We start from the raw sequence: 20,715 nt of genomic DNA, 5'->3' as shown, positions 1-20,715 counted from the left end.
CGCCCCTCAGTTCGCCCGCCCGGGCTGATAGCGGTACTTGAGGTATTTCTGTGCGTTGCCCAGGATCAGGAAGGCGTCGCGCAGGCTCTTGCGTTCGAATTCGGAGAGCTTCTCGGGGTCGATGCTGTTGTCCGGCTCTTCACCCACGGCGAGCGACTCAGCCTGGTGACGCGCACGCACCATGGATATGAATTCCAGCGCGTCGAACAGGTCCTGCCCGCGACCGAGCGGCAGGATGGCAGCGTCGATGACATCCTTGAGACGTTCGAAGGAGTTCAGCGAAGCCGAGCCGATGGCGAGCGCATGCACGCGGATGAGGTCGGCGAGCGGCGCGGTGCCGCGGCGCTTGATGTTGATCGCGCCGGTGTGGCGGCCGTCGGACTCGACCACGAAGTCCTTGAAGAAGCCCAGCGGCGGCGTGCGCTGCAGCGCGTTGCGCGCCATGCAGGCAAGGAAGCGCGAGTTGCCGCGGGCCTTGCGCGCGATGAGCTCGCGCAGCCGGTTCGCCCACGCGGTCTTGCCCCATACACCGTCGAGGTCGAAGAAGATGCCGGCGTGGAGCAGGGACTCCGGTGTAGGGCGCTCGATCCAGTCGGTGAAGGTGCGCTCCCAGACCTTGAGCGGCTGTCGCCACTTGTCGTTGGTCGCCATCACGCCGCCGGTGCAGTAACTGTAGCCGCAGCGCGCCAGGCCGTCGCTGACGAAGGTGGCGAGCGCCTTGAAGTAGGTGTCGTGCTGCGCGGGATCGAAGCGGTTGTCGAGCACCAGCGCGTTGTCCTGGTCGGTGACGAGCAGTTGCTCCTGGCGCGCCATCGAGCCTAGCGCGAGGAAGCAGTATGGCACCGGCGGCGGGCCGAGTTCTGCCTCGGCGAGTTCGAGCAGGCGCTGCTTGAAGCTGCGCCCGATCGCCGCCATTGCGCTGCCAATCATGTGCGAACTGGCGTCTTCGTTGACCATGCGTGCAAAGCAGGCGCGCACCTCGGGCACCAGGGTGGCGAGTTCGTCCTGAGACTGCTGGCGGAAGATGCTGCCGACCAGGAACAGGCTGTTGCGGGACTCGTAGCGGATGATATCCGACAGCGCCACCACACCCACCGGGCGCAGATTGTCGAGCACCGGTAGGTGATGCACGTTGTGGCGCAGCATGGTCAGCATCGCCTCGAACACGAGCTGGTTGTGGTTCACCGACACCACGCCCGAGGACATGATCTCGGTCGCCGGCGTGTCGTAGGCGAGGCCGGGCGCCACGAGGCGGGTGCGCAGGTCACGGTCGGTGATGATGCCCGAGAGCTGGGGCAGGCCGGGGACGTCGGGGTGGTCGTCCACGATCAGCAGCGAGGAGACGCCCTCCTCGCTCATGCGCTGCGCCACCTCGCGCACCGTCGCCGTGCTGTCGAGTGTCACCGCCGCACGCCCCACCAGGGTTTCGACTGTAGCCGACAACAGGTCGTTGGCGTCTTCCTTGCGCGACATGGCCTGGCGCAGGCGGGTCTTGTCCTCGACCTCGACGTAGTCGGCGAAGGCCTCGTACTGATCGAAGAGCTCGGCGAACACCTCGCGCGGGATCAGGTAGATCAGCGAATCCTCCAGCGCCACCACCGGGAAACGCACACGCCCGTTGCGCAGCAGACCGAACTCGCCGAAGTAGCCGCCCTCGGTGAGCCGGTTGTAGAGCGTACCGTTGCGCCGGAACACCTCCACCGCGCCGCTGCGCACCAGATGCCAGTATTCGGCCACCTCACCGAACGCCACGATGCGCTCGCCCGCCTTGTAGTAGCGCACGTCGATGACAGCCGCGGTGCGCTGCAGCGCCTCTTCAGGCAATTCATCGAAGGGGCGATGAGCGCGCAGGAAATCGAGGATCTCGAGTTGTTCGACTTGCATGCTGGGTTCCGATTCTTACAAGCGCTTCGCGGGCAAGCCCGCTCCCACCGCATCACCGCCGCAGGAGCGGGCTTGCCCGCGAAGTGTGCCTGAAGCCGGCGCGACACCGGCGATCAGCGCCAAGGCGTCAGCGCGCGCGCGGCTCCGACATGAGTCCCTTGACCACCGCCACCGCCGACATCAGCAGCACGATGGTGAAGGGCAGGCCGGTCGACACCGCCATCGCCTGCAGCGCCACGAGGCCACCGCCAAGGATCAGCGCGATCGCCACCAGGCCCTCGAACACGCACCAGAACACGCGCTGCGGCGTGGGCGCATCGACCTTGCCGCCCGCGGCGATGACATCGATGACGAGCGAACCCGAGTCGGACGAGGTCACGAAGAACACCACCACCAGAATGATCGCGATGAAGGACGTGATCTGCGCCAGCGGCAGCGCGTCGAGCATTGAGAACAGCTGCAGCGGCAGTTCGGCTTTGGTCGCCGCATCGTAACCGTCACGCACGAACTGCAGGATCGCGGTTTCGCCGAAAACCGTCATCCACAGCACGCAGGCCAGCGAGGGCACGATCAGCACCGAAATGATGAACTCGCGTACCGTGCGGCCGCGCGAGACGCGTGCGATGAACATGCCGACGAAGGGTGACCACGAGATCCACCATGCCCAGTAGAACGCGGTCCAGCCCTGCGAGAAGTTGGCGTCGTCGCGGCCGACCGGGTTGGACAGCGCCGGCAGCTGCTGGAAATACGCCCCAAGATTCGCGAAGAACCCGGTGAGGATGTCGAGCGTCGGCCCCACCGCGACCACGAACAGCAGCAGCAGCACGGCCAGGATCATGTTGATCTCGGACAGGCGCTTGACCCCGGCGTCCAGGCCGGCCACCACCGAGAACAGCGCAATCGCCGTGATGCCGATCACCAGCACGACCTGCGTGGTGTTGCCGAGCGGCACGTCGAACAGAAAGTTCAGACCCGAACTCGCCTGTGCCGCACCGTAGCCCAGAGAGGTCGCCAGCCCGAACAGCGTGGCCAGCACGGCGAGGATATCGATGACGTGACCCGGCCAGCCCCAGACACGCTCGCCCAGCAGCGGATAGAACACCGAGCGCACCGTCAGCGGCAGGCCCTTGTTGAACGAAAACAGCGCCAGGCCGAGCGCGAGGATGGCGTAGATCGCCCACGGATGCAGCGCCCAGTGGTAGATCGTGGCCGCCATGGCAAGCCGGGTCGCAGCTGCAGCATCGCCTGCCGCAGCGCCGAGCGGGGCCCAGTCGGTACGAGCACCGTTGTCCATCGCGGTGCCACCGAAGGCGCTGCCGAAGTGCGACAAGGGCTCGGAGACGCCGAAGAACATCAGCCCGATCCCCATGCCGGCAGCGAACAGCATCGAGAACCAGCCCAGGTAAGTGTAATCGGGAGTGGCCTCCGTGCCGCCCAGGCGCACCTTGCCGAGCGGCGAGACCACCAGAACCAGGCACACCAGCACGAAGATGTTGCCGGCACTGAGGAAGAACCAGTCGAGGCTCGAGGTGAGCCAGCCCCGCATCGAGGTGAACATCGGCTCGACCTGATTCTGGAACGCCAGCGTGAGCACCACGAAAGCGACGACCATCAGGCCGGAGATCGCGAACACGCGGTTGTGGATATCGAGGCCGAATGGGCCCACGTTGACGAGGATGTTGTCCTGACCGACCTTGTAATCGGTGTCGATCGGATTGACGTCTCCGTCCGGGATCATGGGATCCTTGTTTTCTGCCATCTGTACTCCTTGTCATTTTGCACGACCGGCGCACGAGCGCGCAGCACGCCGGAAGCTGCAGGCCGCATATTCTATCATTTTCAGACAAATTCGTTTTGGGCCAATAGAGTTAGCGAAGATGATCCACGGCACGATTCGGGCCCGCTCGGCTAGAATTCCGTCCTTGCACGAGATCGACGGGACGACCGGGCCGCATAGCCCCTTCCTCCCGTAACTGCCGACGGAGACCCGCCCCAATGCCGCGAGAGGATGCGCCCATCATCAACAAGCTCGGCCTGCATGCGCGCGCCTCGGCCAAACTGACCCAGCTCGCGAGCGGCTACCCTTGTGAAATATGGCTCGAACGCAATGGCCGCCGCGTCAATGCCAAGAGCATCATGGGTGTGATGATGCTTGCCGCCGCAAAGGGCAGCACGATAACCATCGACACCGACGGCGAACGGGCCGAGGAAGCCATGCAGGCGCTTCAGGCGCTGATCGCCGACCGTTTCGGCGAAGAGGAGTGACATGCCTTTCACCCTGCACGGCCTGCCTGTTTCCCAGGGCATCGCAATCGGCCACGTCCATCTGGTCTCGCATGCACTGCTCGAGGTCAACCATTACCACGTCGCCGAGAGATACCTTGATGAGGAAACCGCGCGCCTCGACGAGGCCGTCGCGACCGTCCAGGGCGAGCTCGTAGGCCTGAAGGCGGTCACCACATCCGGCCAGACGCACAGCGAGGTCGGCGCCTTCGTCGACCTGCAACTGATGATGCTCGCCGATCCGATGCTGGTCGAAGCCGCACGGCGGCTGATCCTCGAGCGGCGCTGCAATGCAGAGTGGGCGCTGGTGCAGCAGATGGAGCACGTCGTTGAGCAGTTCCGCCAGATCGAGGACCCTTACCTGCGCGAACGCCAGGCCGACGTGGTCCAGGTCGTCGAGCGCCTGGTGAAAGAGCTGCTCGGCCACCCGGGACACCTGCCGCCCAAGCGCCGCGACGGACTGGGCACCATCGTCGTCGCCCATGATCTTTCCCCGGCGGACACGATCAGCTTTCGCGACCACAATATCGCAGGCTTCGTCACCGACGTTGGCGGCCCGACCAGCCATACCGCAATCGTCGCGCGCAGTCTGAAGATTCCCGCCGTTGTAGGCCTGCACCATGTACGCGACCTGCTCGAGGACGATGAGCTGATCATCGTCGACGGCTCTCGCGGGGTCATCATCGTCGCACCCGACGAGCAGCTGGTGGAAGAATACCGCCTGCGCAAGAGCGAGCTCGAGATCGAGCGTTCCAAGCTCAATCGCCTGCGCGACACCCGGGCCACCACACTCGATGGCGAGGAGATCAACCTGCTCGCCAACATCGAAGGCCCCAAGGACCTTCCGGCCTTGAAGACCGCGAACGCCGACGGCGTGGGCCTGTACCGTACCGAGTTCCTCTTCATCGGCCGCGAGAGCCTGCCCGACGAGGACGAGCAGTACGAGGCCTACCGCACGGTGCTGAAGGCGTTGCCGAACAAGCTCGTCACCATCCGCACCTTCGACGTTGGCGCCGACAAGGCGCTCGACGGCGGGCAGACACGTGTCGAGCCCAACCCGGCGCTGGGTCTGCGCGCGGTGCGCTATTCCCTCGCCGAGCCGAAGATGTTCCTCACGCAGTTGCGCGCCCTGCTGCGCGCCTCCGCACACGGCCAGTTGCAGATCATGGTGCCGATGCTCTCGCACGCGCAGGAGATCGACCAGTGCCTCGCCCTGGTCGAAAAGGCCAAGGCCGAGCTACGCGCCGAGAAGCACAAGTTCGACGAGGGCATCCGCATCGGTGGCATGGTCGAGGTGCCCGCTGCAGCGCTATCCCTGGGGATGTTCATCCGCCGTCTGTCCTTCCTGTCGATCGGCACCAACGACCTGATCCAGTACACGCTGGCCATCGACCGCTCGGACGACGCGGTGGTCCACCTCTACGACCCGCTGCACCCGGCGGTGCTCAAGCTCATCGCCATGACGATCTCCACCGGCGCACGCTACGGCCTCCCGGTATCGGTATGCGGCGAGATGGCGGGCGATCCGACCTACACGGCGCTGCTGCTCGGCATGGGCCTGCGCAACTTCTCCATGCACCCGGGAAACATCCTCGAGATCAAGCAGATCATCCTGCGTGCCGACCTCGGTGACCTCGCGCCCAAGGTCCAGCGTATCCTGAAGATGGACGAACCAGCACGCATCCGCGAAGCGATGGAGCGCCTCTCCGGTTGAAGGCCGCCTGCGGGACCATCCGCAGCCGACAAACGCAAGTGACAAACGCAAGTTGAAGCCACCCGGCACAGCGGCTACAATCCGTGCTTCCGCGATACCGCTCGGCAAGGGCGTCGAAACGCGTGCGGGTGTAGTTCAATGGTAGAACGGCAGCTTCCCAAGCTGCATACGAGGGTTCGATTCCCTTCACCCGCTCCACTGCATCAATCTGCGGACTTCCGCAGAAGTCCAAGAGAGTCTGCAAGTCGTTGCCTCACAAGGACTTTTCCTCTCTTTGATGTTCTGCCGCGGTCCACTGCGATCCGCCTACAGCCGGGACTTTTAAGTCCACAAACAAGTCCATTTTTGCGGGCGCGGCTGATTCCGGATTGTTGATGGAGGGGCGAGGTCGACGTGACCAGCATCTGGTTCCTGACTCATGTTCAGGAGCAAGAGCATGGCACTCTCAGACCTGGCCGTTCGACAGGCCAAGGCAACAGGCAAGGCATACACCCTCCCTGACTTGGATGGCCTCTCCCTGGCCGTCACCGCTGCAGGGGGCAGGACTTGGCACTTCCGCTACTACTGGGCGGGCAAGCAGAAGCGGATGTCGCTCGGCACCTACCCGGAGGTGACGCTTCGCGAGGCCCGCAGCCTGCGCGACGAAGCGCGCGCCCTGCTGGCCAAAGGCACCAATCCTCGCGTACACCGCAAGCAGAAGCGCACTGCTGTCCGGCTCGCCGACGAAAACACCTTCGAGGCGGTGTATCGCAAGTGGCTCAAGCATCGCGGGCTCAGCCTCAAGGAAGGCCGGCAGACGACCCTCTCGATACTTCCGCGCATCTTCGACAAGGATGTGCTGCCCACCTTGGGCAAACGGTCGATCTATGAGATCAAGCGTCCCGACCTCTTGGAGGTGATCGCCAAGATCGAGAAGCGCAGGGCGCTCTCCGTCGCCGAGAAAGTCAGGACGTGGTTCAACCAACTGTTCCGCTACGCGCTGGTGATCGTGCCGGGCCTGGAGCAGAACCCTGCCTCCGATCTCGATGTGGTGGCGCTGCCGCTGCCACCCGTCAACCACAACCCGTTCCTGCGCATGGCCGAGCTGCCGAAGCTGTTGCAGCGGCTGCGCAGCTATCGCGGCAGGCGGCAGACCCAGCTCGGGCTGCGGCTACTGCTGCTGACCGGCGTGCGAACCGGAGAGCTGCGACAGGCGACGCCGGATCAATTCGATCTGGACCGTAGGTTGTGGATCATCCCGCCCGACGTCGTGAAGCAACTCCAGTTGGATATGCGCAAGAAGCGGCAGCAGGCGAAGGACATCCCGCCCTACATCGTGCCGCTGTCGATTCAGGCCATGGAGATCGTCCGGCACCTGCTGGATGAGTTCAAGCCGGCCCAGCGCTACCTGTTCCGGCACGACAGCGACTTGAAGAAGCGCATCAGCGAGAACACGCTCAATGGTGCGCTCAAGCGCATGGGCTATCAGGAACGCCTGACGGGACACGGCATCCGCGGCACGATGTCCACTGCGCTCAACGAGATCGGCTACCCGAAGGTCTGGGTGGATGCACAGCTCTCGCATGTCGATCCCAACAAGGTCAGCGCGACCTACAACCATGCCGAGTACGTGGAGCAGCGTCGCCGCATGATGCAGGACTGGGCCGATCGGCTCGACCTCTTCGAGCAGAACCAGGTCGAGGCGGCCAGTATGCCGCTCACCGTGCATCTGGAAGGCGTGCCCGCGTTCCCGAATGAGCAAACCGCAAGCGCACCTTCCACGCCGGTTGCCGCTTCGCCAATCCTGCTGGTGACGAAGCCGGGTGACGCCATGCCGTTGGTTTCTGCCGCCACACATCGGCTGCCGGCGGTTCCGCCCCCTCGATCGGCCGCGCCGCTGGTGCCCTCGGACATTCAGCGCGAGAGGATGGAGCTGTTCGATGTCTTCGAAGCGCCGCACAACCTTCCCGTCGCTGCGTTTGCGAAGATGGCGGGCAAGTCCCGCAGGTGGATCAGCTACGAGATCAAGGCGGGCAACTTGCTGGCGTTGAACGTGGGCAACCGCGGCCAGCGGGTGCCGGACTGGCACCTCGACCCACTCAAGCACGAGCTGATCCAGTCCGTCCTCAAGCTGACCAGGGGTGCGGACCCTTGGCAGATCTACCATGCACTGCTGCAGCCGCGCTCGATGCTGCGGGGGCGTTCGGCACTGGAGGGCGTGACGGCCAGCAATCTCGACAAGCTCGTCATGGCAGTGAGCACAGCCGTGAAGGAAAGCGAATGGACCCCGCCGCGAGTCGGGGTCGCCTAGCAGCAGGAATGCGGGATCGTGGCGAAACCGCGATTCCCGCGCGTCTGTCAGGACACTAGGCGCGCGCGGCGGGCGAATCTTGCCTGGGTGTCCGACAAGGAAGCGTTGCGGCGCAGCAGGTAAGCCATCACGATCGTTGGTGCGCCGGCCAGCGGCCGCACGGCGATGCCTCGGCGTAGGTAGCTCGCCAGTCTCGCGGCAGGCGCAATGGCGATCCCGTACCCGGCGGCAACCAGCGTCATCGCCACATCGAATGTCTCCACCGTTTGCTCCCGCTCCTGCAGCGCGTTCTCGAACACGCGCTGCACGGTCATGCGCCATGGTTCATCGGCCGTGGACTGCGAGCAGATCAAGGGCTGCTTGAGCACTTCCTCGCACGGCACTTCACGGTAGGCCAGCAGGTGGGAGCGCTTGGCCACGGCGACCGCCAGCGTGTCATGCCACAGCGGCTCGCATACCCAGCCAGGCCACTGCCGGGCAACCGCAGACAAGGCGAAATCGAAGCCGTCGCCCGGCAGCTCCGCGCCTCGAACGGGATCTGTCCATCCGGCCAGGACGGCATGAGTCTCCGGCTCTTCGGCACGCTGCAGGGCGAGCACGTCGGCGAGCTGGGGAGGCACCCATTCGCCGAGGACGGCCATGCGAATTTCGGCGGTGATGTCACTCGATTCCACGTCCAGCTCCCCCCAAGGCGGTGAACTCGTGGCAACTGATCTCGAAGCCGTTGAATGAGTTAAGTTTAACGTGGTTTAAATCGTGACCGTGTTCGACGCTCTTGGCAATGCCAAAGCGTTCGATCCAAAGGGGCCGCCCCACCGGCACCACTACCTACGAAGCGGAACCAGCCATCGCGTTTGGGGCTGCCGTGCGGGAAGAGAGAACCAACCAGGGTATCGCTCAGGAAACGCTGGCTCACATGGCCGGCATCGAGCGGTCTCACATGGGCAAGATCGAGCGCGGCGAGCATGTCCCCACGCTCCCCCTCATCCTCAAGATCGCCCGTGCGCTGAAATGCAGTTCCGCCCACTTGATGACTCTGACCGAAGCCAAGCTGGCAGAGTCGGCCCCATCCGCGGATTGAAGCCGGCCTGCGCAGCGGCCGCACGGCTACCCTTGATCGTCGTTGTCCTTGCCCCCAAGGGCTGAATCTTCGCGCTTTGCGGCCTCGTTGAGGAGCCGCAGGTATGGGTTGTCTGGCGGCGTCTCCCGGAACAGCGCCTCCGGGCTGGCGAGCAGATAGCCGTGCAGCCGGCGCGACTTGCGCGGCCCCGTGACTTCGCAGGTCCAGATGTTCAGCCCGCTCGGCTGCTTGCGGTGCTGTCCCAGCTTCTCGAAGCGCTTCTGTACCCACTGCCACCCCTCCAGCTTCTCCTGCTTGGCCAGCGCGGCGACTTGAAGGTACTCCTGCGCGTAGCGCTGGAACACGCCGGGGCTGACGAGATAGGTCGTACCGGCGACGGTATGCACCAGGGCCTTGGCGTCGTTGATGATGAGCTTGCGCGTCTGGATGCTCTGACTCAGCCAGGCCATGAAGTGCGCCCCGGAGGGCTCCGCGCGATCCTGGGAAGGCGCGAGGCTCATCTGCGGCGGGGGCACGGTCGAAGGGGCCGGCTCGGCCTCGGCGATCTCCGGCGCTGTGGATGGAGCAGTGTCGCCCAGCAGGTCGAGCAGCGCGGCCACGCCGATGTCCGTGGCTGCGGATGCGATCGGCGCCGTGCTCGCGGGTGCAGCTTCGGTGCCTTCCACGCGCGGCCCATCGGCCACCGCCGGCGCCAGCGGCGGCGGCTCCGCCTGTTCCTCTTCGACCTGCACACGGCCTGCGAACGGCGCCGGCCGGTCGACGGCATCCCAGATCATCGCCGGCGAGAGTTTCAGGAAGGTAAAGGCGTGCGACCAGCCGGCGTCGCTGGTGACGGTAGCCTTCCAGATCGCCTTGCCATCCGGCGTCGGTTGCACGATGCCGTGATCCTGCAGCACGTTGAACACCGCCGTGTTGCTCGCCGGGATGCCGTCGAAGCCCTGCGACAGCAGATGTGCGCGCAGCTTGTCGGAGACGGTCTTGCTCACCAGCCACAGGGCGTCTTGGGTCAGCCAACCGTCCGCCGGGCCGGCCTGGTTCAACTTGAATTCTTCCTTGAGCAGGTAGCGCAAGCCGTCGAGCAATTTGCGTTGCAGCGCATGCTTGGGCGCCGCCAGCGCCTTGCTGGGATCGCCGCCGAGTTCTTGGGCGACCGATGCCTGGTCGGCCTGCACGACCAGCTCGCCGAGCGTGCCGGCGTGCTCGTACTGGCCGGCCAGCACGTACAGCAGCGCGGCCCAGAGGTCGGGATAGCCGCTGAGCCAGTCGAAGATGTCCCGATCGAGAAGGCGCGCGTAGAGCAGCCCGGTGGCGGCGCTATGCAGGCGGTACTCGCGCTCCTTTCGGTAACGGAAGCGGTAGGGCTTTCGCAGCGGGCCGTGCCAGGGATGCCAGACGCTGCCGTCGGCATGCTCGACGTGCAGATCGACCGCAATCTTGCCGATGTCGTGCAGCAGGGCCGCGTAGGCCGTGCCTGCGGTCCAGGCTTCGGCCTGGGCTGCCTGTGCCTCCGGCGTGACGCCCGCAGGCAGCAGGTATGACTGCCGCAGCTTCAGCGCATAGGCGACGATCTCCAGGCCGTGGTCCAGCATGCCGCCCGGATAGGCATGGTGGTGGTTCTCGGAGGCCGGGAACTGCTGGACCAGCTCGGCGTAGCGCTCCAGTGGGGCGAGGTAGAGCGTGGCGAACTGCCGGCGCGAGAGCGATGTGCGCTGCCAGATGTGTTCCAGCAGTTTCTGCCGGCGCGGCGTGGCCAGCAGCGATGCGGCCGACTCCGGCCGCATCGACCCTTTCGGAGTTTCGATGGCGGAGGTGGGCGGCGTGCCGGCGGTGGGTGGCACCCTTTTGCGCTGGAACAGCGAGAGCATGGCGAACCCCGGATGACGGGCTGCTCGGGGGCGCCTTTTGGCCTTTTCAGGATAGGGCCTTTCCCCTTGGCGCCCTTCCTTTGCCCCTTCCCAGCCCTTTGGCCTTTGTCGGAAGCCTTTGGGTATAGGGCCGCTGCTTCGTGGATGCCACGATGAATGCGGCATGGGGCAATCCCGGCAAGTGGGGCGCTGCGGGATGTTCGTCAGCTCTGGCCCAAGCCGGTGTCGAGGGCGGCGGATTGCGCTGCGAAGTCGTCGGGACGGCGCTTGCGGAAGGTTTCGAGATTGGCGAGCTTCCAGCGCAGTGCCGGCAGTTGAGCGGCGTGCTGGCACTGCACCAGCGACCAGTCTGGTTCTGCGCGCGCCAGCCCGCTCAGAAACTGCTTGTGCGCGGTGCTCAGTCGCTGTGGCAGTTCGCGCCGCAGCCTGGCGCGAGCATCGAGCAGCATCTCCAGGGAGCAGTCCACTTCGGTCATGCCGACAAAGGCCCGCTCGTACTCGCCGGCGATGTCCTTGTCGTTGCCGAACAGCACTTCGTGGGGCGGCCGGTTGTGGCCCGCCAGATAGATCACGAAGCACTCGACCATGCCGTCGCTGATGTCGCCCGATTCGTAGAGCTGCCACACGTCGAACAGGTCGCGGGGGTGCTGTCGATCCAGCGCGGCCACCAGCTTGCTGGCGTACAGCTCGTCCGGTGCCAGAACCGGCAGCTCGAACTCGACGCCGAACAGATCGCTGGTCTTGACGCTCAGCGGCCGCCGCTCGACGGGCAGCACGCTGCCGCGGAACACGACATTGACCTCGATCTTCACCTGGCTGGCGTCGTTCTCGACGATCAGCTTGGTGTCTCCCAGGTCCTTGGCGCGAACCAGGCGTGTCTGCACGCCCAGTGGCGCAACGCGCGTGGCGATGGCGGCCAGCTCCTGGTTGATGGCTTGCAGCGCTTCGTCGCGCGGCGAATGCCAAGGGAGGTACACCACGTCGATGTCCACCGACAGGCGCGGCATGTCCCGCACGAAGAGGTTGATGGCCGTGCCGCCCTTCATGGCGAAGATGTCGTTGGCGAACACGTCGGGCGCGACGGCCAGCAGCAGGCGAACGGTGTCCGCGTAGGTCTTATCCATGAGGTCGGAGGCTTAGCAGGGTGCCGTCGTCGAGCCGGCTCATCCAGCGCGTGTTGCTGCCGGTGCGAACCGGGTACTGCTCCAGCAGGGCATCGACGTCCACGAGGATGGTCTCGCGCGCCCAGGTGAGGAACAGGCGCACGGCCTTCACGCTGGTGCAGCAGGAAAGCAGTTGCCCGAGCAAGTCCTTGCGGGGGGAACGCAGTCCGTCAAAGAGATTGCGGGCCTCTTCGAGGCTCTGCCTGACGCCGGCTTCGTACAGCAGCTCCAGCACGGCACGCTCGGAGGTGGCCACCTGCAGATCCTCGGGCAGGCCAGGCGGCGTGCTCAGGGTCTTGCTGGCCAGCGCCGTGTCCGGCCAGTCGAACAGGCGGGCGTGGACGTAGCGGGCCGGGAAGCGCGCGGTGAACCAGGCCGGCAATGCGAAACGACCGTCGCCCCACAGCACCAGCGTCTCCCGGCTCCCCAGGTTGTGGCGCACGCCCTGCAGGGCCAGGGCGCTCTTGCCGCCGATGTGCAGGCCGGGCACACGCTGTTGCAGGAACTTCAGCGCACCGTAGACCCCGAACTCATCGTTCGGGAAGGCATAGACGCCATGGGCCAGGCGCACGAGCCACCCGGCGTCGGCATAGTGGGCGGCGAGCTGGGGCGACACCCCGAACTGGCTCAGGGTGGCAAGGTCGAACGGCGCCCCGCGGGGGAGTCCCGCCTGCAGCCGCTTGATTACCTGGTGCCTAGAATTTCCATCCATGTTATAAAGATAGCACGGAATCAAATCAGCCCTTAGAGCTATCGCAAGAGCGCGCAGAGAAAGTAGCATGAGGTTTGATTTTTAATGCACAATCTAATCATCCTGCGACCCAAGCCAACCCGGCTCGGCCAGCCGCAACTTCTTCGAACGGGGGCCTGATGCCTGAGCCGCTGTGCGCAATCTTGCTGGCATCGCTCCAAGGGCCGGCGCTCCCAGTCGAGGGGCGCGATGAGTAGCCTTGCCGATGGATATGGCAGCTATGCCGACTTGGCCAGCGCGCAAGCCGAAGGAACGGACTACAGGGTGCATGTACGCCCGTTCGCCGGATCATCCATCGCCGTCATCGCACCGCATGGCGGAGGTATTGAGCAGTTCACGTCGGACATCGCGCGAGCCGTCGCTGGCACGGACATCAATCTCTATCTGTTCGAAGGAATTCGTCAGGCTGGCAACTACGCTGCACTTCATCTGACCAGCCACAAATTTGATGAACCGCGCTGCCTGGCACTGCTATCCGCCTGCGACCACGTGGTCGCGATCCACGGCTGCGGCGGCAAGGCACAGCGCGTCCTGATGGGCGGCCTTGACTACCCATTGAAGATATCCATCGGACAAGCCATTGCTCGGCTTGGTGTGGAAGTCGATCTGAAGGGGCACTCGTTCCCGGCAACCGATCCGAACAACATCTGCAATCGGGGACGGCGCGGTGTTGGCGTGCAAGTTGAATTGACCCTCGGTCTCAGGCTGGATGGGCCGCGTGATGCGGTGTCCGCAGCTATCCGCTCCGTACTCTTGAACTTGCCAAACGAACTGCCAGGGGGAGATCAACGCCGATGATTCTGACCGACAACGAAACCCGGGTCGACCTGCTGAACAACGAGGCCATCGCGACCACGATCATCGAGTTGCTTCGCGCCAGGCCCGACCATCCGGTGACGATCGGCGTGCATGGCGACTGGGGTGCGGGCAAGTCCAGCGTGCTCGAAATGATCGAGGCGGGGTTCGCCGACAAGGACGAAGTCCTGTGCCTCAAGTTCAACGGATGGCGCTTTCAAGGCTTCGAGGATGCCAAGATCGCCCTGATCGAGGGGATCGTCACGGGCTTGGTCGAGAAGCGTCCGGCCCTGAACAAGGCCGCGGCCGCGGTCAAGGATGTCTTCCGGCGCATCGACTGGCTGAAGGTGGCGAAGAGAGCCGGCGGCCTCGCCCTGACCGCGTTCACAGGCATTCCGACACCCGATCAAATCGGAGCCATCGTCGGCTCGCTCGAAGCGGTGATAGCGGATCCTGCCAAGCTCGCCACGAAAGAAACCCTCTCGACGGCGATCGACGAGGTGAAGGCCGTGCTGAAGCCGGGCGAAACAAAGAATGTGCCCGAGGAAGTGGAAGCGTTCCGCAAGGCCTTCGACCAGCTCCTGAAGGACGCGGGGATCAAACAGCTCATCGTCCTGATCGATGACCTCGATCGCTGCTTGCCAGACACCGCCATCGAAACGCTCGAAGCGATCCGGTTGTTCGTGTTCACCGCCCGGACGGCGTTCGTCGTCGCGGCCGACGAGGCGATGATCGAGTATGCGGTGCGCAAGCACTTTCCCGATCTGCCGGACAGCACCGGACCGCGGGACTACGCACGCAACTACCTCGAAAAGCTCATCCAGGTCCCATTCCGTATCCCGGCGCTGGGCGAGACCGAGACACGGATTTACGTCACGCTGCTGCTGGCCGGCGCCGAAATCGGTGAAAACGACGCCGACTATGCGAACTTGATTGGAGTGGCGCGTGAGAAGCTGAAGCGTCCTTGGACCAGTGGCGGTTTGGATGCGGCGACCGTCAAGACGGCGCTCAGCAAGCAAGCCGAAAAGGCGAACAACGCGCTTGCCCTCAGTGACCAGATTGGCCCCATCCTGGCGAGCGGTACGAAGGGCAACCCGCGTCAGATCAAACGCTTCCTCAACACGCTGCTGCTGCGTGAGCGTACTGCGGCCGCGCGCGGATTCGGGGACGATATCAAACTGCCCGTGCTCGCGAAGCTCATGCTCGCTGAGCGCTTCATCCCGAGGCTGTTCGAGCAGATCGCGTTTGTCGCCGCGGTCCACCCGCAGGGGCTATGCGAGGACCTCGATACGCTTGAAAAGGGGCTGGCGACGGCCGACGGTAAGGAATCGCAGGCCGGCGAGCGGAAGGGACAGAGAGCCGGCGAGCCAGGGCCCGCGCTTGACAACGCCGTATTGGCTGAATGGCGGTCGTCAGAGACGGTATGCGACTGGGCGCGCCTGTCACCCAAGCTCTCGGGTCTCGATCTACGCCCCTACTTGTTCGTGACGAAGGACAAGAAGGACTACTTCGGCCCGGTGTCCGTGCTGGGTCACTTGGCCGGCGTGGTGGAGAAGCTGTTTGGCGGCAAGATGACCGTCCAGGGCTACGAGGCCGAGTTGAAGCAGCTCGTGCAGCCCGAAGCGGAGAAGGTGTTCGAGGCCGTGCGCACCAAGATCATGAGCACGGGCACCTTCGACACCAAGCCAGCGGGTGTTGATGGGCTTGTCGTCCTCGTGAAGGCGCAACCTGGCTTGCAGGGCCGGTTGATGGATTTTTTGGAAGCATTGCCAAGTGGCAAGTGTGGCCCATGGACTGTCAGTGGCTGGCAGGGTGTCATCAAAGATGCCGAATGCGCCACTCGTCTGACAAAGCTGCTGGGCGAGTGGAGCAAGGTCGCCAATAACCCCGGCCTCAAAGCAAGCGCCGAAGCGGCCCTCAAGGACGTAAAGGGAGGACGCTGATGGGGACTTCGACGGCTTACGGTGGCCCTGGCGGCGGTACTCCGCTTGTTCCGTCATGGCTCGGCGGCGCTGATGGCGGTGAGGCTCCCGCTGCTCCCGCAGGCACGGGAGCTGGGCCGGACGGCCAGCCGCCGGCCGACGGCGGCGCGCCGCCTGTGCCGCCAAATCGCCTGCCCATTCCAAGAACGGCAGACCCGCAGCGTTTCTCCGGAGCCCGCAATTGCTTCACGCGATTTGCTGGTTCCGGCGGCACTGACAGGGCCAACCTTGGCCGAGCCGTCTCAAGATACGTCTCCACATCCGCCGGCGGTGCCCGGCAGGCAGCCCAGCGAATGGGAGCCTCTCGCAGTGCCGGCGCGCGCCTTCTCGGCTTCCTGGTTGACGCGCAGGCGCGGGGGGTGCGCGAGGCCTTGCGCGCGCTCGACTTGGAGTCCCTGGCAGGTCGCCCGATCACCGAGATTTTCGTGGGCCTGGCCGACTACATCTGCCCAGGCGCAGGCACCGTCGATGAAGGCATCGCCCGTGAGGCTTACATCGAAACCGTCGTTGAACTGGCCAGCGAAGGGTTGACTGACCTGACCACCTTCACGCCGGATCAGATGCAAACGGTCTTCGAGCTGTACGCCACGCATGCGATCGAAGCGCGGATCTGCAATGACATCGGCACCAAGGCCGTGACCATGCCAGTGGACGCCCAATCGGCACACCGCGTCGAACAGCAGTTGCGCGACTTCATTCGGGGCGGGGTGAGCGACGCGCTGACCCGGGCCCGGGCGGAGTCACCGAATCTCACGCCCGAACGGATTCAAACCTTCGTGGACACCGTGTACGAGTCCGCGTTTGCGATCCTGCAGACCCTGGGGGATGCGGAGGCCAACCAATGAAGCGACAACTCTTGGCGGGGCGCTTCGGTCCCGATGACCACGTTGACGTTCCGGTCGGTGTGGATGAACAGAGGACCTACTTGCAGCTCGTCGCCGGCGAGAAGTCCCTGGACCATGGCATCGGTGGTGCGCTAACCAGCTTGAAGAAGATCGGCGTTTTTCCCTCGGAGATTGGCGTCGACCTGCTAGTGCTGGCTGCTCACGTGCATGCCGCGGACACGCGCATCTCGCGAGCTGAGCAATCGCAAGACTCCTGGACGCGCGAGATTCGTCTGGTTGTTCCGGTCAGTGATCCGGTTCGTTGGGGAACTGCGACAGCGACGCTGAAGAAGTCGCTGGATTTCTTGACGGGAGATCAATGGACGATCGGGTTCAGGGCGCGTCCGGCTCGGTTCGAGACGATCGCTGAGGAGGCGCCCCCGAGTCTTATCTGTCCACCCTTCGACTCCCTGAGCCTCTTTTCGGGCGGGCTTGACAGCCTTATCGGCGCCATAGACCTCTTGGAGGACGGCGCGACCCCATTGCTGGTCAGTCACTTCGGTGAAGGCGCCACCAGCGACGCGCAGGGCAAGTTGCTTACGGGCTTGAAGAAGCACTACGACAGGTCATCCTTCGAGCGGCTACGCGTCGGAATGACCTTCGACGATGGCCTCGTGGAAGGAGTCGGCTCGGAGAACAGCACGCGGGGAAGATCGTTCCTGTTCCTCGCGCTCGGGGTGTTCGCTGGTACTGGACTGGGACGACGCTTCACGCTGCGGGTTCCCGAGAACGGGCTGATCGCTCTGAATGTGCCTCTGGACCCACTGCGGCTGGGCTCGAACAGTACCCGCACGACGCACCCGTACTACATGGCAAGGTGGAACGACCTGCTCGGCGCACTCGGCATAGACGGGGAGATCCTGAACCCCTATTGGGACAAAACGAAAGGGGAGATGGCCGCGGGCTGTCGCAACCCAGCACTCTTGAAGAAGTTGGCGACGGACTCTCTGTCGTGTTCCTCCCCCACCAAGGGTCGGTGGCAGGGACTCGGAATCGAGCACTGCGGGTATTGCTTGCCGTGCCTGATTCGCCGTGCGGCGCTGATGGCGGCATGGGGTAACGGAAACGATGCGACTACGTACACCGTGCCGGACCTCCGCGCGCAGCCACTGGACACGCGCGAGTCGCCCGGAAAGCAGGTCAGGTCGTTTCAGTACGCAATCGAGCGCTTGAAAGGGCGACCGGAGCTTGCGAACCTCTTGATCCATAAACCCGGCTCGCTTGCTGACGAAGCCGCGCACCTCGATGAACTCGCCGATGTCTACCGGCGCGGCCTTGATGAAGTCGCCCGGCTCATCGATGGCGTCGAGGCGCGGCCGAGTTGACTAGGGTGCGCGCATGATCGCAACAATCGGTCTCGTGGACTTTCACTGCCACTTGGACCTTTATCCGGACCATGCCGTGGCTGTTCGGAACGCGGACGCGGCCGGGGTGTTCACGCTTGCGGTGACGACGACACCTCGCGCCTGGCCTCGCAATCACGAACTCGCACAGTGCACGAAGCATGTTCGAGCGGCGCTCGGGCTGCACCCCCAGTTGGTCGCAGAGCGCGAGAACGAAATCGAGCTATGGGACCGGTATCTTTCAGAGACTCGCTATGTCGGCGAGGTCGGGTTGGACGCCGGTCCTCGGTTCTTCAAGTCGCTCGATGCCCAGAAGCGCGTGTTTCAGCACGTGTTGCAACGTTGCGCTGAGGCGGGTGGCAAGATCATCACGACCCACAGCATTAGGTCGGCCAAGGCGGTGCTCGATCTTGTCGAGGCGCATCTGCCGCCGGAACGTGGCAAGATCGTTCTTCACTGGTTCACGGGAACGCAAAGCGAGGCGAAGCGAGCGTTGGAACTGGGTTGCTACTTCTCGATCAATGCGGGAATGCTGGACAAGGAGAGACACGCCGCGATGGTTCAGACCATCCCCTTGGATCGGATACTGACTGAGACAGATGGGCCCTTCACCCGCACCGGCGAGCGACCCTCGCAACCGGTCGATGTGGCAATCGTGGTGGAAGCTCTAGGCCGGTTGCGCGGTATGCAAGCGGCCGAAATGGCGGACGTCATTCGCGGCAACCTTCGAGCCCTTTTGGCATAACCCTGGTAGTCATCATGAAACCCGTTGTACAGACAACTTTCGCGGAACGCCTGGGCCGGATGTTGGGTCGGGCATGGCGAGGTTGCGTGGGTTTGGATCGCCGGGCGAATGGATGGCTGGTGGCTCAAGGATGGACGCCGAACGTTGCCAAGGTCGTTCTCGCGGTACTCAAGCTCACGGCGCTCGGGATACTGCTCTACGTCGCGTTCTGGCTGGCGTTGCTGATTGGGGGCATCTTGGCTGCGGCTTGGATCGCAAGGCAAGACAACACGGAAAGCGATTCCGATTTTCTCGGTCGCAAGGCAGAGGAGCGCGATCACCGCGAAGGTCTGTTCTATCACCCAACGATGCACAACGACGATCCAGACCCGCGGTTTGAAGACGACTGATGTACGGCAAGCTACTTTTTGGCAGCGCTGATCAATAGATTCGATCCCTTGCCACCTGCTTGCCCTGCGTCCCTGGTCCCGTTTGCCAAACCTTGAAGCATGCCGCCAGCACGAACACCTACCCAGCCTAGTGCGGTAACCCACAAGCTCGGCAGTACGAGGAACATTGTCGCCATGACGAAGTTCAGCAGCATGTCCCCGAAGGCGTTGTTCAGGCCGATCAGGGGATCGAAGTTGGTGTGCGGCCGATTTGCCCCGAATCCCCAGCCATAGAGGGCATCGAGGATCGTGCTGTCGATCCAGCGCGCGAGCTGGAACCAGAAGTCCACGAAGAACAGCGCGAACTGGACGCAGCTCACCGTCATCACCGTCTTCAGGTCGTAGGTGCCGATCAGCAGCACCAACGGGATGCAGATGACGAGCGCCATCTTGAGCATCGTCAGCACCATCGGCAGCGCCTGGCGCACCACGTCCATCGCGGGAAAGAAGGCCAGCGAGCCCACGGTCAGCCCCAGGTCGCTCGCGCCGCGCGTGACGATGTTCGGCAGCGTCTTGTCGATCTGGCCGCCGTAGTCGGTGTAGACGGCGCCCTGGTTCATCTTCTGCTGCCGCGGTGAGACGACGGCGCGGATCACCGAGTCATTGACCTCGCTCTGCGACAGGAAGCCCACCCAGCGCCCGATGCGGGTCAGCAGATCCGGGGCGACCTGTGCCAGCAGCCGGCTGCGCAGTCCGTGGTCGCCATCGGCCCACCACTGCCGGCAGGACGGATAGCCGCCGCCGCTGTTCACCTGAGCCAACCCCGCATCGCGGGTCGCGTCGTAGGGCCAGGCCGTGCGTGGGGTCTTGGAGCGATAGGTGTCATAGAAGCCGGGCGTGTCGAGGAAGTAACTCGATCCGATCCAGGTGACGTCGTTCATCTGCTCATCGGAGAGCGTCGGCCGGCTCATGAACAGCTTGGCGCGCGACGGCCCGTAGCAGTCATGCGTGAAATCGGCGACCTCCTGTGCCAGCACCGGATCATCGATCCGCGTGGCATCGACATCCATGCGAATCTGACGCAGGTCGTTGCCGCAGGGAATCGCTGCCACCGCGGCGCCCGTGACCGCCTTCGAGACGGAATGCATGAAGAACCACCACACCGGCACCAGTGCACTCTGGTTGTCGAGCGTGGTGTAAACATTGGCCCAGCCCGTGTCATTGGGTAGCGGGACGCTGACCTGACATTGCGCGGAGCGCGTGGTGTCGAACTTGATCGTGGCGAGATCCACCGGGACGAACGGGATGCCGGCGAACAGGATGACCACGAACGCCACCCACACCCGGTTCTCGATCCGCATCGACGACAGCACGCCCTTGTTCCCCTCATCCGCGCCTTCGCTGCGGGCCTTGAGCCATTCCTGGATCACGATGGCCACGAAGGGCAGCGCGAACACGCCGCTAGCCACGAGGATGTTCCAGATACCGTTGCTGACCACCCAGGCCAGCAGGGTCAGGTAATACTCCAGGTAGTCCGTGGTGTAGAGCGTCATGCCCGCCTCCTGCT

General features: G+C 64.2%; 17 protein-coding genes and 1 tRNA gene. 11 read left to right on the top strand and 7 right to left on the bottom strand.

The window, feature by feature from the left end; all coding sequences use genetic code 11:
- Nucleotides 1-6: 6 nt before the first annotated feature.
- Both ACUH78_RS04555 and ACUH78_RS04550 read right to left on the bottom strand, forming a co-directional pair.
- Nucleotides 7-1,884 carry a DUF294 nucleotidyltransferase-like domain-containing protein gene (locus tag ACUH78_RS04555; RefSeq protein WP_418364007.1) on the bottom strand — a complete coding sequence of 626 codons (1,878 nt, stop codon included), beginning with the start codon at nt 1,882-1,884 and terminating at the stop codon, nt 7-9.
- Nucleotides 1,885-2,011: 127 nt separating this feature from the next.
- Nucleotides 2,012-3,643 (bottom strand): BCCT family transporter, encoded by a 1,632-nt coding sequence (locus ACUH78_RS04550; protein WP_418364008.1) that lies wholly within the window; start codon nt 3,641-3,643, stop codon nt 2,012-2,014.
- A gap of 236 nt (nt 3,644-3,879) precedes the next feature.
- On the opposite strand from ACUH78_RS04550, the gene ACUH78_RS04545 reads away from it, so the two are divergent.
- From ACUH78_RS04545 to ACUH78_RS04530, 4 genes are all read left to right on the top strand, one after another.
- On the top strand, nt 3,880-4,149 hold the full coding sequence (locus tag ACUH78_RS04545; RefSeq protein WP_418364009.1) for an HPr family phosphocarrier protein: 270 nt from the start codon (nt 3,880-3,882) through the stop codon (nt 4,147-4,149).
- A gap of 1 nt (nt 4,150) precedes the next feature.
- Nucleotides 4,151-5,881, top strand: coding sequence for a phosphoenolpyruvate--protein phosphotransferase (gene ptsP, locus ACUH78_RS04540; RefSeq protein ID WP_418364010.1), 1,731 nt, complete (start codon nt 4,151-4,153; stop codon nt 5,879-5,881).
- A gap of 124 nt (nt 5,882-6,005) precedes the next feature.
- Nucleotides 6,006-6,079 (top strand) — tRNA-Gly (locus tag ACUH78_RS04535).
- 238 nt (nt 6,080-6,317) lie between these two features.
- Nucleotides 6,318-8,171, top strand: a complete 1,854-nt coding sequence (locus ACUH78_RS04530; RefSeq protein WP_445332818.1) for a tyrosine-type recombinase/integrase — start codon at nt 6,318-6,320, stop codon at nt 8,169-8,171.
- A 47-nt stretch (nt 8,172-8,218) separates the two neighbouring features.
- On the opposite strand, the gene ACUH78_RS04525 is transcribed toward ACUH78_RS04530, so the two are convergent.
- Nucleotides 8,219-8,845: a substrate-binding domain-containing protein gene (locus tag ACUH78_RS04525; protein ID WP_031754972.1), complete on the bottom strand. Its 627-nt coding sequence runs from the start codon at nt 8,843-8,845 to the stop codon at nt 8,219-8,221.
- A gap of 107 nt (nt 8,846-8,952) precedes the next feature.
- Here ACUH78_RS04525 and ACUH78_RS04520 point away from each other — a divergent pair, with 107 nt between their 5' ends.
- Entirely contained in the window at nt 8,953-9,252 is a 300-nt protein-coding gene (locus ACUH78_RS04520) for a helix-turn-helix domain-containing protein (RefSeq protein WP_003282197.1), read from the top strand.
- A 26-nt stretch (nt 9,253-9,278) separates the two neighbouring features.
- Here the strand turns inward: ACUH78_RS04520 and mobH are convergent, their stop codons facing one another.
- The 3 genes from mobH to ACUH78_RS04505 form a co-directional block, all read right to left on the bottom strand.
- Nucleotides 9,279-11,117 carry a MobH family relaxase gene (mobH, locus tag ACUH78_RS04515; protein ID WP_445332817.1) on the bottom strand — a complete coding sequence of 613 codons (1,839 nt, stop codon included), beginning with the start codon at nt 11,115-11,117 and terminating at the stop codon, nt 9,279-9,281.
- A 203-nt stretch (nt 11,118-11,320) separates the two neighbouring features.
- Complete coding sequence (locus tag ACUH78_RS04510) at nt 11,321-12,241, bottom strand: nucleotidyl transferase AbiEii/AbiGii toxin family protein (protein WP_445332816.1); 921 nt, start codon at nt 12,239-12,241, stop codon at nt 11,321-11,323.
- Complete coding sequence (locus tag ACUH78_RS04505; protein ID WP_445332815.1) at nt 12,234-12,992, bottom strand: type IV toxin-antitoxin system AbiEi family antitoxin domain-containing protein; 759 nt, start codon at nt 12,990-12,992, stop codon at nt 12,234-12,236. The genes ACUH78_RS04510 and ACUH78_RS04505 overlap by 8 nt, the downstream gene beginning before the upstream one ends.
- Nucleotides 12,993-13,220: 228 nt before the next feature.
- Here ACUH78_RS04505 and ACUH78_RS04500 point away from each other — a divergent pair, with 228 nt between their 5' ends.
- The 6 genes from ACUH78_RS04500 to ACUH78_RS04475 are packed head-to-tail and all read left to right on the top strand — an operon-like array spanning nt 13,221 to nt 19,169.
- Nucleotides 13,221-13,829: a poly-gamma-glutamate hydrolase family protein gene (locus ACUH78_RS04500; RefSeq protein WP_445332814.1), complete on the top strand. Its 609-nt coding sequence runs from the start codon at nt 13,221-13,223 to the stop codon at nt 13,827-13,829.
- Nucleotides 13,826-15,769 (top strand): Qat anti-phage system ATPase QatA, encoded by a 1,944-nt coding sequence (qatA, locus tag ACUH78_RS04495; RefSeq protein ID WP_034037634.1) that lies wholly within the window; start codon nt 13,826-13,828, stop codon nt 15,767-15,769. Before ACUH78_RS04500 ends, qatA begins: the two co-directional genes overlap by 4 nt.
- Complete coding sequence (gene qatB / locus ACUH78_RS04490) at nt 15,769-16,653, top strand: Qat anti-phage system-associated protein QatB (protein WP_124189375.1); 885 nt, start codon at nt 15,769-15,771, stop codon at nt 16,651-16,653. Before qatA ends, qatB begins: the two co-directional genes overlap by 1 nt.
- Entirely contained in the window at nt 16,650-18,017 is a 1,368-nt protein-coding gene (gene qatC, locus ACUH78_RS04485; protein WP_445332813.1) for a Qat anti-phage system QueC-like protein QatC, read from the top strand. The genes qatB and qatC overlap by 4 nt, the downstream gene beginning before the upstream one ends.
- A gap of 13 nt (nt 18,018-18,030) precedes the next feature.
- Nucleotides 18,031-18,780 (top strand): Qat anti-phage system TatD family nuclease QatD, encoded by a 750-nt coding sequence (gene qatD / locus ACUH78_RS04480; RefSeq protein ID WP_445332812.1) that lies wholly within the window; start codon nt 18,031-18,033, stop codon nt 18,778-18,780.
- Nucleotides 18,781-18,794: 14 nt separating this feature from the next.
- The gene (locus ACUH78_RS04475; RefSeq protein ID WP_034037642.1) at nt 18,795-19,169 is read left to right on the top strand and encodes a DUF3742 family protein; all 375 of its coding nucleotides are present in this window, start codon (nt 18,795-18,797) and stop codon (nt 19,167-19,169) included.
- An 11-nt stretch (nt 19,170-19,180) separates the two neighbouring features.
- On the opposite strand, the gene ACUH78_RS04470 is transcribed toward ACUH78_RS04475, so the two are convergent.
- Nucleotides 19,181-20,701 (bottom strand): conjugal transfer protein TraG N-terminal domain-containing protein, encoded by a 1,521-nt coding sequence (locus ACUH78_RS04470; protein ID WP_445332811.1) that lies wholly within the window; start codon nt 20,699-20,701, stop codon nt 19,181-19,183.
- Nucleotides 20,702-20,715 lie beyond the last annotated feature (14 nt).

It is taken from the genome of Thauera sp. ZXT1-4 (genome assembly GCF_052598215.2).
The sequence above is the reverse complement of the archived record's forward strand: the minus strand, read 5'-3'. Positions and strand labels throughout refer to the sequence as shown.

Excerpts from the sequence above, each read along its gene's own strand:
- ptsP (WP_418364010.1), top strand. The coding sequence starts at position 4,151 with ATGCCTTTCACCCTGCACGGCCTGCCTGTTTCCCAGGGCATCGCAATC.
- qatD (WP_445332812.1), top strand. The coding sequence starts at position 18,031 with ATGATCGCAACAATCGGTCTCGTGGACTTTCACTGCCACTTGGACCTT.
- ACUH78_RS04510 (WP_445332816.1), bottom strand. The coding sequence starts at position 12,241 with ATGGATAAGACCTACGCGGACACCGTTCGCCTGCTGCTGGCCGTCGCG.
- ACUH78_RS04545 (WP_418364009.1), top strand. The coding sequence starts at position 3,880 with ATGCCGCGAGAGGATGCGCCCATCATCAACAAGCTCGGCCTGCATGCG.
- ACUH78_RS04475 (WP_034037642.1), top strand. The coding sequence starts at position 18,795 with ATGAAACCCGTTGTACAGACAACTTTCGCGGAACGCCTGGGCCGGATG.
- ACUH78_RS04550 (WP_418364008.1), bottom strand. The coding sequence starts at position 3,643 with ATGGCAGAAAACAAGGATCCCATGATCCCGGACGGAGACGTCAATCCG.
- mobH (WP_445332817.1), bottom strand. The coding sequence starts at position 11,117 with ATGCTCTCGCTGTTCCAGCGCAAAAGGGTGCCACCCACCGCCGGCACG.
- ACUH78_RS04500 (WP_445332814.1), top strand. The coding sequence starts at position 13,221 with ATGAGTAGCCTTGCCGATGGATATGGCAGCTATGCCGACTTGGCCAGC.
- ACUH78_RS04530 (WP_445332818.1), top strand. The coding sequence starts at position 6,318 with ATGGCACTCTCAGACCTGGCCGTTCGACAGGCCAAGGCAACAGGCAAG.
- ACUH78_RS04470 (WP_445332811.1), bottom strand. The coding sequence starts at position 20,701 with ATGACGCTCTACACCACGGACTACCTGGAGTATTACCTGACCCTGCTG.
- qatA (WP_034037634.1), top strand. The coding sequence starts at position 13,826 with ATGATTCTGACCGACAACGAAACCCGGGTCGACCTGCTGAACAACGAG.
- ACUH78_RS04520 (WP_003282197.1), top strand. The coding sequence starts at position 8,953 with ATGCCAAAGCGTTCGATCCAAAGGGGCCGCCCCACCGGCACCACTACC.
- ACUH78_RS04505 (WP_445332815.1), bottom strand. The coding sequence starts at position 12,992 with ATGGATGGAAATTCTAGGCACCAGGTAATCAAGCGGCTGCAGGCGGGA.
- ACUH78_RS04555 (WP_418364007.1), bottom strand. The coding sequence starts at position 1,884 with ATGCAAGTCGAACAACTCGAGATCCTCGATTTCCTGCGCGCTCATCGC.
- qatB (WP_124189375.1), top strand. The coding sequence starts at position 15,769 with ATGGGGACTTCGACGGCTTACGGTGGCCCTGGCGGCGGTACTCCGCTT.
- qatC (WP_445332813.1), top strand. The coding sequence starts at position 16,650 with ATGAAGCGACAACTCTTGGCGGGGCGCTTCGGTCCCGATGACCACGTT.